This window comes from Erythrobacter cryptus DSM 12079 (assembly GCF_000422985.1).
GTDB lineage: Bacteria > Pseudomonadota > Alphaproteobacteria > Sphingomonadales > Sphingomonadaceae > Erythrobacter > Erythrobacter cryptus.
The window spans coordinates 359,607-372,257 of sequence record NZ_AUHC01000002.1 but is presented as its reverse complement, the minus strand read 5'-3'; the positions used below and the strand labels follow the sequence as shown (position 1 = coordinate 372,257).

General features: G+C 68.3%; 18 protein-coding genes. 8 read left to right on the top strand and 10 right to left on the bottom strand.

Features of this window, described 5'->3' with window-relative positions:
• Positions 1-85 precede the first annotated feature (85 nt).
• The gene (hemF, locus tag G524_RS0104665; RefSeq protein ID WP_027442668.1) at positions 86-943 is read right to left on the bottom strand and encodes an oxygen-dependent coproporphyrinogen oxidase; all 858 of its coding nucleotides are present in this window, start codon (positions 941-943) and stop codon (positions 86-88) included.
• Between the two features lie 114 nt (positions 944-1,057).
• Between hemF and pdeM the strand changes: the two genes are divergently transcribed.
• The 7 genes from pdeM to G524_RS17050 all read left to right on the top strand — a co-directional run bounded on the left by pdeM (position 1,058) and on the right by G524_RS17050 (position 6,439).
• The gene (pdeM, locus tag G524_RS0104660) at positions 1,058-1,765 is read left to right on the top strand and encodes a ligase-associated DNA damage response endonuclease PdeM (RefSeq protein WP_027442667.1); all 708 of its coding nucleotides are present in this window, start codon (positions 1,058-1,060) and stop codon (positions 1,763-1,765) included.
• 98 nt (positions 1,766-1,863) lie between these two features.
• The gene (infC, locus tag G524_RS0104655; RefSeq protein WP_027442666.1) at positions 1,864-2,382 is read left to right on the top strand and encodes a translation initiation factor IF-3; all 519 of its coding nucleotides are present in this window, start codon (positions 1,864-1,866) and stop codon (positions 2,380-2,382) included.
• A gap of 214 nt (positions 2,383-2,596) precedes the next feature.
• The gene (locus G524_RS0104650; protein WP_027442665.1) at positions 2,597-4,036 is read left to right on the top strand and encodes an SLC13 family permease; all 1,440 of its coding nucleotides are present in this window, start codon (positions 2,597-2,599) and stop codon (positions 4,034-4,036) included.
• Positions 4,033-4,896, top strand: a complete 864-nt coding sequence (locus G524_RS0104645; protein ID WP_245561288.1) for an SDR family NAD(P)-dependent oxidoreductase — start codon at positions 4,033-4,035, stop codon at positions 4,894-4,896. Before G524_RS0104650 ends, G524_RS0104645 begins: the two co-directional genes overlap by 4 nt.
• Before the next feature lie 84 nt (positions 4,897-4,980).
• A complete protein-coding gene (locus tag G524_RS17060; RefSeq protein WP_211219280.1) occupies positions 4,981-5,790 on the top strand; it encodes an amidohydrolase family protein in 810 nt (269 codons plus the stop codon).
• Entirely contained in the window at positions 5,772-6,149 is a 378-nt protein-coding gene (locus G524_RS17055; protein ID WP_211219278.1) for an amidohydrolase family protein, read from the top strand. Before G524_RS17060 ends, G524_RS17055 begins: the two co-directional genes overlap by 19 nt.
• On the top strand, positions 6,125-6,439 hold the full coding sequence (locus tag G524_RS17050; RefSeq protein ID WP_211219277.1) for an amidohydrolase family protein: 315 nt from the start codon (positions 6,125-6,127) through the stop codon (positions 6,437-6,439). Before G524_RS17055 ends, G524_RS17050 begins: the two co-directional genes overlap by 25 nt.
• A 7-nt stretch (positions 6,440-6,446) precedes the next feature.
• On the opposite strand, the gene G524_RS0104635 is transcribed toward G524_RS17050, so the two are convergent.
• Positions 6,447-6,980, bottom strand: coding sequence for a J domain-containing protein (locus G524_RS0104635; RefSeq protein WP_027442663.1), 534 nt, complete (start codon positions 6,978-6,980; stop codon positions 6,447-6,449).
• A gap of 176 nt (positions 6,981-7,156) precedes the next feature.
• On the opposite strand from G524_RS0104635, the gene G524_RS0104630 reads away from it, so the two are divergent.
• A complete protein-coding gene (locus G524_RS0104630) occupies positions 7,157-7,306 on the top strand; it encodes a hypothetical protein (RefSeq protein ID WP_156894009.1) in 150 nt (49 codons plus the stop codon).
• A 4-nt stretch (positions 7,307-7,310) separates the two neighbouring features.
• On the opposite strand, the gene pal is transcribed toward G524_RS0104630, so the two are convergent.
• From pal to G524_RS0104585, 8 genes are all read right to left on the bottom strand, one after another.
• On the bottom strand, positions 7,311-7,829 hold the full coding sequence (gene pal / locus G524_RS0104625; RefSeq protein ID WP_027442661.1) for a peptidoglycan-associated lipoprotein Pal: 519 nt from the start codon (positions 7,827-7,829) through the stop codon (positions 7,311-7,313).
• A 31-nt stretch (positions 7,830-7,860) separates the two neighbouring features.
• A complete protein-coding gene (gene tolB / locus G524_RS0104620) occupies positions 7,861-9,258 on the bottom strand; it encodes a Tol-Pal system beta propeller repeat protein TolB (protein WP_027442660.1) in 1,398 nt (465 codons plus the stop codon).
• Between the two features lie 4 nt (positions 9,259-9,262).
• Positions 9,263-10,147, bottom strand: a complete 885-nt coding sequence (locus G524_RS0104615) for a hypothetical protein (RefSeq protein WP_027442659.1) — start codon at positions 10,145-10,147, stop codon at positions 9,263-9,265.
• Between the two features lie 11 nt (positions 10,148-10,158).
• Positions 10,159-10,602: an ExbD/TolR family protein gene (locus G524_RS0104610; protein ID WP_027442658.1), complete on the bottom strand. Its 444-nt coding sequence runs from the start codon at positions 10,600-10,602 to the stop codon at positions 10,159-10,161.
• A gap of 98 nt (positions 10,603-10,700) precedes the next feature.
• Positions 10,701-11,414 (bottom strand): protein TolQ, encoded by a 714-nt coding sequence (gene tolQ / locus G524_RS0104600; protein ID WP_036857335.1) that lies wholly within the window; start codon positions 11,412-11,414, stop codon positions 10,701-10,703.
• A 4-nt stretch (positions 11,415-11,418) separates the two neighbouring features.
• The gene (locus G524_RS0104595; RefSeq protein WP_027442656.1) at positions 11,419-11,868 is read right to left on the bottom strand and encodes a YbgC/FadM family acyl-CoA thioesterase; all 450 of its coding nucleotides are present in this window, start codon (positions 11,866-11,868) and stop codon (positions 11,419-11,421) included.
• A gap of 79 nt (positions 11,869-11,947) precedes the next feature.
• On the bottom strand, positions 11,948-12,337 hold the full coding sequence (locus G524_RS0104590) for a histidine triad nucleotide-binding protein (protein WP_027442655.1): 390 nt from the start codon (positions 12,335-12,337) through the stop codon (positions 11,948-11,950).
• Positions 12,337-12,651, bottom strand: a complete 315-nt coding sequence (locus G524_RS0104585) for a phosphoribosyl-ATP diphosphatase (RefSeq protein WP_027442654.1) — start codon at positions 12,649-12,651, stop codon at positions 12,337-12,339. The genes G524_RS0104590 and G524_RS0104585 overlap by 1 nt, the downstream gene beginning before the upstream one ends.

The window sequence follows — 12,651 nt, the reverse complement described above, 5'->3', positions numbered from 1 at the left end:
GCAAGACCTTGCGGCAAGTGCGAAGAACGCCGCAGCGCTGCTGCGGCTTACCGGCGTTGCTCTGTCGCTGTAACCTTGTTGCGTCTCATGACCACGTCGCCCGCGGCGGCAGGCTCATCAGGATGGCATCGATATTGCCGCCGGTCTTGAGCCCGAAGATCGTGCCGCGGTCATAGACGAGGTTGAACTCGGCATAGCGGCCCCGGTATTCAAGCTGGCGCGCCTCGTCCTCGGGGGTGAAGGGGCTGTTCATGCGCTTGCGCACCAGCCGCGGGAAGACATCGAGGAACGCCTTGCCGACATCCTGGGTGAAGAGGAAATGGCGCTCGAAGGCGGCTTCATCGTCGCATTCGAGGTGATCATAGAAGATGCCTCCCACCCCGCGGTGCACCTGGCGGTGGGGGATGTAGAAATAGTCCTCCGCCCACTTGCTGTAGCGCTCGTAATAGGTGGGATTGTGGCGCGCGCAGGCGGCGCGCATGGCGGCGTGGAACTCCTGGGTGTCCTCCTCATAAGGGATCGGCGGGTTGAGATCGGCCCCGCCGCCAAACCAGGCCTTGGTGGTGGTGAGGAAGCGCGTGTTCATGTGCACCGCGGGCACATGCGGATTGGCCATGTGCGCCACCAGGCTGATGCCGGTGGCGGCAAAGCCGGGCTGTTCGGGGCTGGCGCCGTTGATCGAGGCGGCAAATTCGCGGGCAAAGCTGCCGCGCACGGTCGAGACATTGACCCCGACCTTCTCGAACACCTTGCCCTTCATCAAGCCCTGCACCCCGCCACCGGGATCGGGATTGCCTTCCTCGTGGCGCTGCCAGGGGGTGTAGGTGAAGCGGGCATCAGAGCCCGCCTCGCGCTCGATCGCCTCGAAGGCAGCACAGATCTGGTCGCGCAGCGATTCAAACCAGGCGCGCGCCCGCTCGGTAAATGGTGTCCAATCGGTCATACAGCCCCGTCCGTCATCCGCGCCCACCATAGGCAAAGCGCGGCTTTGCGCACAAGCACGAAAGGCCATGGGCCGACTGTTGCCAAGCGCCGGTTTTGGCGGCACAGACGGGGCATGGTTCGCGCTCTGTTCGCCCCCTTCCCTTTTGCCGGCCACGAACTTGCGCTCGGGCAGGGGCGCGCGCTCTACTGGCCGGCAGAGCGCGCGCTGGTGGTGGCCGATCTCCACCTTGAAAAGGCAAGCTGGTTTGCCGCGCGCGGCCAGATGCTTCCGCCCTATGACAGCCGCGACACGCTCGAGCGGCTGGCCGACGCGGTGCGGCACACGGGCGCGCGGCGGGTGATCTGCCTTGGCGACAATTTCCACGATGATGCCGGCGCGCTCAGGCTCGATGCCCATTGCACCGGGATGCTCGAGGCGCTCACCCGCGCGCTCGATTGGGTGTGGATCACCGGCAACCATGACGAGGCCCTGCCACGCGGCTTTGGCGGCACGATCCTGCCGGAACTGGAGCTGAGCGGCGTGACCTTGCGCCACGAGGCCCGGCGCGGGGAGAGCGCGCCCGAGCTTTCGGGCCATTATCACCCCAAGCTGCGGGTGAATGTGCGCAACCGTCACATCGCCCGGCCCTGTGCTGTCCTTGGGCGCGGTGCTGGCGGCGCCGAGCGCATGATCCTGCCCGCCTTCGGCACGCTCACCGGCGGAATGGATGCGGGCGCACCCGAAATCCTCGGCGCGCTGCAACCGGCCGCGCGGATCGAGGCGCTGATGAGCGCCGGAGGCCGGATCGCCCGCTTTGCGCTGTGGCAGGCGGCGGCGTGACAAGCCATCTGGCGCTCGGGCCGCTTTCGCACTAAGGAGCGCGGCAGGCATCAGCCACAACAGGAGAACACCCCATATCACGTCCACCCCGGCGCTCGCTGGCCCCGCCCGTCAAAAGCGGCCCGCGCTATGACCATTTCATCCAGGTTCCCAAGGTCCGCGTCATCGATGACGAAGGCGAGAACCTCGGTATCATGTACACCCGCGAAGCGATCGAGCAGGCCCAGGAAAAGGGCTTGAATCTCGTCGAGGTGTCCCCCAACGCGGATCCGCCGGTGTGCAAGTTCCTCGATGTCGGCAAATATCGCTACGAGGCCCAGAAGAAGGCCAATCTGGCGCGCAAGACCCAGAAGACGCAGGACATCAAGGAAGTGAAGATGCGCCCCAACATCGACACCCATGATTATGAGGTGAAAATGCGCAACGTCGCCAAGTTCATCGAACATGGTGACAAGGTGAAGATCACCCTGCGCTTTCGCGGGCGCGAGATGGCGCACCAGCACCTTGGCATGGACCTCTTGAAGCGGGTGCAGGACGATGTCGCCGAGATCGCCAAGGTCGAGGCCTTCCCCCGGCTCGAAGGCCGCCAGATGCTGATGGTGCTGGCCCCCAAATAGGCGCCGGCGCGGGCATGCCACCGGCGCGGGGCGCGCGGCGGGCTCATGGGGCCTCGCGCGCGCCCTTCGCGGCCTCGGCACGACCTACGATCCGCCACGCCCCCCGCCGCACCCCCCACACCCCTCGCACACCCCCTTGCCCCCACCCCTGCGGCGCTGATAGGCCCGCCCCTTGCATGGGGTGGGGCGGCGGAGTGAGGAAGGGCATCATGGCATGACAGCGCGCAGGCTCGGCCTTGTCCTCGGCCCGCTCGGTCTTGCGCTCACCCTCGTGCTGCCCGCGCCCGCCGGGATGCCCACTGGCGCCTGGGCGGTGGCGGGCCTGGTGTTGTGGATGGCGGCCTGGTGGATGACCGAGGCGGTGCCACTCACCGTCACCGCGCTCCTGCCCTTCGTGGTGCTGCCGCTTGCCGGGGTATCGAGCGCCGAGGAGACCGCGGCCACCTATTTTTCGCCGATCCTGTTCCTGCTGCTCGGCGGGGCCTTCCTCGCGCTGGCGATCGAGCGCACCGGGCTGCACCGGAGGCTGAGCCTGGCGATCCTGCAGCTGGTGGGCAGCCGCGGCGGGCCGGGGCGGCTGCTCGCAGCCTTCATGATCGCCGCGGCGATCCTGTCGATGATGATTTCCAACACCTCGACCGCGCTCATCATGATGCCGATGGCCCTCGCGGTGCTCGAAGGCGGCACCAGCGCCAGCGCCAGCGCCGCACCCGCGGAAGATGCCCCGCCACCGCAGGAGGCGATCCACGGCGCCCTGCCGATGGGGATTGCCTTTGCCGCCAATATCGGCGGGCTTGCCACCATCGTCGGCTCGCCCACCAATGCGATTGCCGTAGGGCTGCTCGATCGCATCGCCGGGGTCAGGATCAGCTTTCTCGAATGGTCGCTCTATGGCCTGCCGCTGGTGGTGGTTGCGGTGCCGCTGGCGGCTGCGATCATCGCCCGGGTGCAGCAGGTCTCGGCCCAGCCCTTCGATTTTGAAGGCGCGCGCCGCGCGATCGCCAGCCACGCCGCCTGGAGCCAAGCCGAGCGGCGGATGGTGCCGCTGGTGGCGCTCACCTTTGCCGCCTGGGTGACCCAGCCGCTCATCGCCCCGCTGCTGCCTCCCGGCGCCTGGAGTGATGGCACCATCGCGGTGATCGCGGCGCTGGCGCTGTTCCTGCTGCCCGACGGCACCGGGCGCGCGCTCCTGGTGTGGCGCGAGGCCGAGCGCGCGCCGTGGAGCGTGATCTTCATGTTCGGCGGCGGGCTCGCGCTGGCTGCGGGGATGCAGGCTTCGGGCCTGGCCGAATGGATCGGGCAGGCGCTGCTCCCGCTCGCGGCCTGGCCGCTGCTGCTGGTGGCCCTGGCGGTGGTGGCGATGGTGATCCTCGTCACCGAATTTGCCAGCAATGTTGCCACCGCCTCGGGGATCATCCCGGTGGTCGCTGCACTGGTGGTGGCGCTGGGGGCCGATCCGGTGCTGCTGGCCCTGCCGGCTGCGCTGGCGGCAAGCTGGGGCTTTGTCCTGCCTGCCGGCACCGGCCCCAACGCCATCGCCTGGGCCACGGGGCGCATCCGCATCGAGCGCATGGTCGCCGCCGGGCTGCTCATGGATGTGGCAGGGGTGTTCCTGCTGGTGGGCGTGGTATGGGGCGTGGCGGCGCTGGTGTGAGCGCGCCCGAGCCGGGGAGAGCAGCGATGGGCAATGGGGCAAGGCCGGTGTTTCTGGTGATCGGCGCGGGCGCGGGCATCGGCGGGAATGCCGCGCGGCGCTTTGCCGCGGGCGGCTATCATGCGGTACTCGCCCGGCGTTCGGATGCCGCGGGCCTCGAGCGGATGGTGGGGGAGATCAGGCAGGCGGGCGGCAGCGCCAGCGGCACGCTCCTCAACGCCGCCGAGGATGGCGCGATCGAGGATCTGGTGGCGCGCACCGAGGCCGAGTATGGCCCGATCCAGGCGGCGCTCTACAACCTCGGGGCGCAGATCGGCAACCGCGCGCTCGCCGATACCCCGCACCGCCTGTTCGAACTGGGCTGGCGCCTCGCAACCTTCGGGCTGTTCCGCCTCGCCCACGCGCTGCTGCCGCGCATGGCCGCGCGGGCGCAGACCGGCGCACATGGCGCCCTGCTGGTCACATCGGCGACCGCGGCGATGCGCGGCAATGCCGGCCAGCACAGCCACGCCGCGGCGATGGGCGGGCGGCGGATGCTGTGCCAGACCCTCAATGCCGAATTCGCCCCCCAGGGCGTGCATGTCGTCCACGTGGTGGTTGACGGACCGGTCGATGCTCCCGACACGCTCGGCAAGCTGATGGGCGATCGCTACCAGGCCTTCAAGGCCGGCAAGGGGGCCGATGGCCTGATCGACCCCAAGGCGCTGGCCGAAACCTATTGGCACCTTGCCCACCAGCCGCGCAATTGCTGGAGCCACGAGGTGGACGTGCGCCCGTGGAGCGATGTGCCCTGGTGGAACGACAATCCCGCACCGGAAATCGACGCGCGCGGCAAGGGCCTGGCTGGGCCTACGGAATAGGGGCCCATCACTCCCGTCCAGCACATTCTCGCCATCTTCTCGCGGAATAGTGCGCCGGCGGCAGCAGGGACGCGGGAAATCGCGATGGGGATGCATTGTTGCGGGCATGACAGCGCAATCGGGACGCCCGATGCCGCCTCGATCAACCCTTGCCTGTGCGGTGCGCGCGAAACGCAGGCCGCCTTTGCCCGGATCGAGGCCGACCTCTCACGGCGCGAGGCCCTGGGCGGGACAGCCGCGGTGCTGGGGATGTTCGCCGGCTTCGGCCTCGCCCCGCAATTCGCCCGCGCCCAGACACCGGGGTGCCCAACGGTGCTCACCAATTGCAGCTTCTTCGACGGCACCACGCTCAAGCTCCACACCGGCCGCGAGATCGTGGTTGAAGGCGGCAAGGTCAGCGCCATCGTCGGCGCCGGGCAGGGGCCGCAGGATGCGACCCGGATCGATTGCGGCGGACGCACGGTGACGCCGGGGCTGATCGATTGCCACTGGCACGCGACCCTCGTCAGCGTCACCCAGCTGGCCGCGCTGACTCAGGATATCGCCTTCATCCACCTCGTCGCCGGGCAGGAAGCAGGCGCCAGCCTGATGCGCGGCTTCACCACCGTGCGCGACACCGGCGGGCCGGTGTTCGGGCTCAAGCTGGCGATCGATCGCGGCGTGCTGGCCGGCCTGCGCATCTTTCCCAGCGGAGCGATGCTCTCGCAGACATCGGGCCATGGCGATTTCCGCATGCTCAACGCCCTGCCGCGCATGGCGAGCGATCCGGCCGACTATACCGGGCGCGCCGGGGTTGCAGCGATCGCCGATGGCGAGGCCGAAGTGCTGCGCCGCACCCACGGGCAGCTGATGAAGGGACTTCGCAGATCAAGATCATGGCCGGTGGCGGCGTGACTTCGCTCTATGACCCGCTCGACACCGCGCAATTCCTATTGGAGAAAATGCGCGCCGCGGCCGACTGGGGCACCTATGTGTGCAGCCATGTCTATACCCCCGAAGGCATCCAGCGGGCACTGCGCGCCGGGGTGCGCTCGATCGAGCACGGCCAGCTGGCCGACCTTGCCAGCATCCGCATGATGAAGGCCGAAGGCGCTTGGTGGTCGATCCAGCCCTTCCTTGCCGATGAGGATTCCAACCCGCGCTCCGATCCGATCCAGGAGGCCAAGGGTGAACAGGTCGCCCGCGGCACCGTGCAGGCCTTCGAGAAGGGCCGGGCGGAGGGGGGAAGATGGCCTTCGGCACCAACATCCTGATGAACCCCGGCGGTTCGGCCAAGCAGGGCCGGCAATTGGCCAAGCTCACCGGCTTCATGGCCCCGCTCGAGGCGCTGCGCATGGCGACGGGGGCAGCGGGCGAGCTGCTGGCGATGTCGGGCGATCGCACGCCCTATCCGGGCGCGCTTGTGGTGATTGCACCGGGCGCCCACGCCGACCTGCCAGTGTGGCACGGCGATCTTGCCGCGAGCCTCGATGCGATCGGCGATCCGGCGACCAACCTGCGGCTGATCATGAAAGGTGGGCGTATCTTCAAGGAGGCGCTCTAGCCGCGCCCTACCCCCGCCAGGTGCGCCGCTGCTCGGCGGCGCGCAGCACTTCGTAGGCTGTCTGGATCAACTGGAACTGGCGCGCGGCCTCGGCATCGCCGGGCTTGACATCGGGGTGCACGTCCTTGGCGCGGGCGCGGTAGGCCTTCTTGATCGCCTCGAAATCGGCATCGGGCGCAAGGCCGAGCGCTTCGAGCGCGCGCATCTCGTCGGCCGAGCGCGTGCCATCGCCAGAGCCGGCCCAGCCATAATGCGCCGCTTCAGCGTAGCCCGCGCTTTCGCGCCGCTCGGCCCGGGCGCGCGCCTCGCGTTCGGCCGCCTCGAGCCCGGCGAAATAGTCCCACTGGGCGTTGTATTCGGCAGCGTGCTTCTGACAGAAATACCAGCGTTCGCGGCTGTTGGGCGCCTTGGGCGCGGGGCAATCGCCCGGCTCTTCGCAGCCATGCCGATCACAGATGCGCACCTTCGCTGCCTCGCGCGCGGCGCCATAGCCGCGCCAGCGCGGAAAGCCCCAGTCGAGCGAGCGACGCGCCCGGCTCATCGCATCGCCCCGAGGCCCGGGCGGCGCAGCATGTCGTTGGTCGAACCCATGATGACGCCAGTCTAGGCGCTCTGGCGGCGCTTGCCTAGCGGTGAGAAAGCAGGAACCGGTTGCAATCTGAAATGTTGCAGTGCAAGACGATCGCCAGCCGCCTGCCGAAACGAAAGCCCCTTGCGATGAGCCCGCAACTCACCCTCTCCAGCCTCTTTGCCGTGCTCGCCATGGCGGGCCTGTGCGTCCTCACCAGCGCACGCGAGCTTGCGGCGGACGAACCGGGCGTGCACGTGACCGCGCAGATCGCGCACACGGCCGGCCTTTCGGGCTAAAGGATCAGTTGATGATCACGCTGGCGGCGCGGCGGTTCTGCGCCCAGGCGGTCTCGTTCGAGCCGAGCGCCACCGGGCGTTCCTTGCCATAGCTGATCACCGAAATCCGCGCCGGATCCACCCCGAGGCTGACGAGGTAGTTCTTCGCCGCATTGGCGCGCTTCTCGCCAAGCGCGAGGTTGTATTCACGCGTGCCGCGTTCGTCGGCATGGCCCTCGATGGTGAAGGTGATCTGCGGATAGCGCGCGAAATATTGCGCCTGGGCCTGGAGCGCGGCGGCATCCTGGGCATCGATGTTGTAGCGGTCGGTATCGAAGTAGATCGTGGTCGAGGAACCCACGGCGGCAACAAAATGCGCCTGGGTGCCCACCTGCGGGCCCATCGGCTGCACCTGTGGACCGGTCTGCTCACCGGTGCCGGAAGTCTGCGGCGGCGGGGGAATATCGGCCGGGGGCTTCTTGCTGCAGGCGCCCAGCGCCAGCGCCGGGGCCAGCATCAACGCGGTGGCAAGCTTGGTCTTCATCGCTCGGTTCCTTTCTGTGTCGCGCAAGGGATCAAGGGCGGATCGGCCCCCAGGCCGGGTCGGAACCATCGACCGGGGTGGGCAGGCGGCGCTCGTTCTGGCCGGTGAGATCGACCTGCCAGATGCTGGTGCGCCCGCTGTTCTTTTCGGTGCGGAAGAACTGGATGATGCGGCCATTGGGTGCCCAGGTGGGGGCCTCGTCCTGCCAGCCGCGGGTGAGCACGCGGACGTTGCCACCGCTGGTGTTCATCACCGCGATGTTGAAATCCCCGGCGATGCGGGTGAAAGCGATCTGATCACCGCGCGGGCTCCATTCGGGCGTGGCGCAGCGCCCGCCGGAAAAGCTGATGCGGCGCTGGTTGGAACCATCGGCATCCATGACATAGCATTGCTGGCTGCCCGAACGGTCGCTTTCGAACACGATTTTTGTGCCATCGGGCGAATAAGAGCCGCCGATGTCGATCCCCGGGCTGTCGGTCAGCCGCACGCTCGCCCCGCCGTTGGCGGGCACGCGGTAGATATCGGTGTTGCCGCCCACCGACATCGAATAGAGGATATAGCGGCCATCGGGCGACCAGCGCGGGGCGATGGTAGGGTTGCGGCTCTCGGTCACCAGGGTCTGCCGCCCGGTGCCGATGTCATAGACATAGATCCGCGGATTGCCATCGACATAGGAAAGATAGAGAATGCGCGAATAGTCGGGCGAAAACCGCGGGGTGAGCGCGGTGGCGCTTCCCAGGGTCAAGAAGCGGTGGTTGGCCCCGTCCGAATCCATGATCGCAAGCCGCTTCACCCGCCGATCCTTGGGGCCGGTTTCGGCGATATAGGCAATGCGGCTGTCGAAGAACGGGCTTTCGCCAGTGAGGCGCGAGAAGATGAGATCGGAGCACTTGTGCGCCGCGCGCCGCCAGTCGCCCGGGGCCACCACCCAGCCTTCGCGCACCAATTGCTGCTGGAGCGCAACATCATAAAGATAGCAGCCGACCACCAGCCGCCCGTCCTCACGCGCACGGACATAACCGTGCACCAGCATCTCCGCGCCGCGTCCGCTCCAGGTGGCATAGGCGGGCGCGGGAATCTGGGCGAAGGCGGGCTGGGGCAGGCTGTCCGGGCCAACCGGCTTGAACAGCCCGTTGTTGCGCAAGTTGGCGGTGATCACCCGCGCGATCTCGCGCCCGAGCGCGCCGGTGCCGGCCTCGTTGGCAGGGGTCGGCCGGTCGCGATCGGTGGCAAAGGCGGGAATGGCAATGCCGATGTCCGACCAGGCGCTCTCGTCGGTCACCGTGCCGCGCAGGGGACCATCGGCCTCCTCGCCCTCCACCGGGACGCGCTCGACTGCCTGATCCTCGCCGATCGGCGCGCCCAGATCCTGCGCGGCGAGCGGCCCGGCACCGAGCGCGACACAGACCAACAGGGCAAGCATTCTCATCATTCTAGAGCCTTCGATCGAATTGCCACTCGAGCGCTTTCCAGCGATCATAGAATTGTTCCGGCAAGTTGAAAGGGGCCGCACGCTGCACCGCGCGGATGGCGCGCTCGCAATGCAGTCCTGCCTGCGGGCGGTTGCTTTCGGTGATGCTGGCAGGGCTGGTGCGGCAGCGCGGCACACCCTTCAGGGTGCCATCACGGTTGAGCTCCCAGGTGACGGTGGAGACGAGCAGTTCGGCCTCGAGCCCCGAAGGCGCGCTCCAGTGCGGGCGCAGCTGGCGGGTGATCGCGGCAGAAAGCGCGGCGCGCTCGGCGCTGCCGAAGGTGGCGGCAGGGGCGCGGGTCTCACTGGTGGTGGTGGATGAGCCCCGGCCCTCGAGGAAATCCTCGCCGATGCGGCTGCCGCCGGCCCTGGGCGCGCTGCTGGGCGCCGGTGTGCTGCGCGCCGCGGGCGCGGGGGTGCGATCGGGGCGCGAGCGCTCACGCGTGGGCGCTGGTGGGCTCGGCGCCGGGCTGGGGCGCGCGGCCCTCTTTGGCTCGGACTTTGGCTGAGGCTTTGGTTCGGCCCGTGGCTGGGGCTGTGGCTGAGGGCGCGGCTCGGGGCGGGCTTGCGGTGGCTCTGGCGCAGGTCGCACCGCCGGCTGCGGCGCGGGTGGGGCGGGCTGCTCAGCCAGTTCGGGCGCAATCGCGGCGCGGCTTTCGGCCACCGGATCGGGCGCTGCCGCCTCGAGGCCCACCTCGCTCACCAGGCTCACCGTCATGCGCTCGGGAAAGACCGAGACCTCGCGCCGCACGGTCTGCATCAACAGAACGGCGAGGAGCGCGCCATGCAGCAGCAGCGCGGCCAGAAGGCCGATTCTCTCCTCGCTGCGGAATGCTGCCTCGCCCATCATCCCCTCGCCTATGGCGGGCTAACTGAACCCTCGGTGACCAGCGAGATCGAGGTAAAGCCGGCCCGCCCAAGCTCGCCCATCACCTGCATCACCCGGCCATAATCAAGGCTCCTGTCGCCGCGCAGCACCACCAGCGGCACCTTGCTGCCGCGATCGAGCGCGGCGAGCGCCTGCGGCAGGCCGCCGGCGGGCACCGGGGTCTCCTCGATATAGATCACGCCCTTGGAATCGATGGTTATGGTGACCTGGTCGGGCTGCTCCTCGACCGGCACCGCGCGGCTTTCGGGCAGATCGACCGGCACGCCCACGGCGGGCAGCGTCACCGTAACCATGAAGATGATCAGCAGCACCAGCATCACATCAACGAGCGGGGTGACGTTGATTTCGGCCATGGCGGCGCGGCGGGCGCGGCGGGCGCGGCGGCCGCGGGAAGATGGAATACCCATACCCATCTGTCAGCTCCCCTCGGCGGTACAGCCGCCGCAAGGCCGAACGGCCGCCCGCAGCAATGCGGCCGCAAGGCCGCATGGGCGAGGCTGCGCAAAACAAATCATGCGCGGTCCAGCTCGCGGCTGAGGCCCATGTGGAGCTTGTCGGCAAAGCGCTGCAGCCTCGCCTCATAACGATCCACCGCCGCGCCGAAGCGGTTGTAGGCGATCACCGCCGGGATCGCCGCGAACAGGCCGATGGCGGTGGCAAACAGCGCCTCGGCAATCCCGGGGGCGACCACGGCCAGGCTGGCGCTCTGCTGCGCGCCGATCTGGAAGAAGGAATTCATGATCCCCCACACCGTGCCGAACAGCCCGACAAAGGGGGCAACCGAGCCGACCGTGGCAAGAAAGTTGAGCCGCGCGGCGAGTGCATCGGCCTCCTCGGCAACCTGACTATCCATCGCCGCCGCGATGCGCTGGCGCGCGGCCTCGCGATCGATCGGTTGGCGGGCGGTGGACTGCTTCCATTCCTCGAGCCCCGCGGCGGCAACCCGGGCGGCGGGCACTTCCTTGCGCACCTGACGGGCAAGCAAAGGCTCGTAGTCGCGTTGCTCCCAGAACTCGGTCTCGTAGTCGCGCGATTTTCTCGCGAGGCCCGCAAGGCGCAGGCTGAAGGAGACGATGATCATCCACACCCAAATGCTGGCAAGCACCAGGCCCAGCATCACCGCCTGGACGATGATGTCGGCCTCGAGAAACAGGGCGATGGGATCCAGCCTTGTCGGGGCAGGCGCGGGGGCAGCGGCGGCGCTGAGCAGGGCAAGCGGCGTCACGAAGTCAGGCGTCCTTGTGCATGAAGGTGGAAAAGGCGGCGCGCCAGGCAGCGGGCTGGCGGCGCGGGCGGCCATCGAGGCTGATGAAGCCGACCCGCAGCTGTGCCTCGCACAGCGCCTCGCCGCCGCGCCGGGCGATCTGGTGCATCCGGCAGGAGGCCGCGCCAAGCTCGGTGCAGCGGGTCTCGATCAGCACATCATCATCAAGCCGCGCCGGGCGCAGATAGCGCAGCTGCACCTCGGACAGGGCATAGGCGCCCTCGCCCGCCTCGATCGCGGCGCGCTGGTCGATCCCGAGCAGGCGCAGAAGGTCCGAGCGCGCACGCTCGAACCAGCGCAGGTAATTGGCGTGATAGGTGATGCCCGACAGATCGGTATCCTCGTAATAGACCCTCACGGCATAAAGGTGCCGCGTGCCATCGATGATGCCGCCGGGGGGAGTGGGCAAGACCATGGCCGCCCCCTAGCCCAGCGGAGACTCGCTGCAAAGGCGCGCCGTGGGGTTTTGCCGATTAACCCGGCCCGAACCGCGGCTAGGGCGCTGCGCGCCGCGCGATCATCGGCCCCAGCGGCTGGCCGCCGAAAATGTGGACATGCAGATGCGGCACTTCCTGCCCGCCGTGCTGGCCGATATTGGCGAGCAGGCGATAGCCAGGCTCGACCAGCCCCTTCATCCGCGCCACCGTGCCCACCGCGCGCACGAAGCCGGCAATTTCGCTGTCCGAGGCGCGGGCGGAAAAATCATCCCAGCTGACATAGCGGCCCTTGGGGATCACCAGCGTGTGCACCGGGGCCTGGGGGTTGATGTCCTCGAAGGCGTAGGCCCAATCATCCTCATAGACCTTGTGCGAGGGAATCTCGCCGCGCAGGATGCGGGCAAAGACGTTGGTGTCATCGTAAGGCAAGGTCGGGTCGATCGGCATTACTGGCTCCTTGCGGCTTTCTCGGCGAGGCCCGAGGTGCCCTCGCGCCGTTCGATCTCGGCAAGCACCTGCTCGAGGCGAACGCCCTTTTCGGCAAGCAGGACGATGAGGTGGAAGATCACGTCTGCCGCCTCGCCCACCAGTTCGGCCTCGTCGCCAGCAAGCGCGGCGATAATCGCCTCGGTCGCCTCCTCGCCGAGTTTCTGGGCGATGCGGGCCAGGCCCTTGGCATGGAGCCTGGCGACATAGCTGTGCTCGGGCGAGGCACCGAGGCGCTGTGTGATCGTGGCTTCGAGACGGGCGAGCGTGTCCAT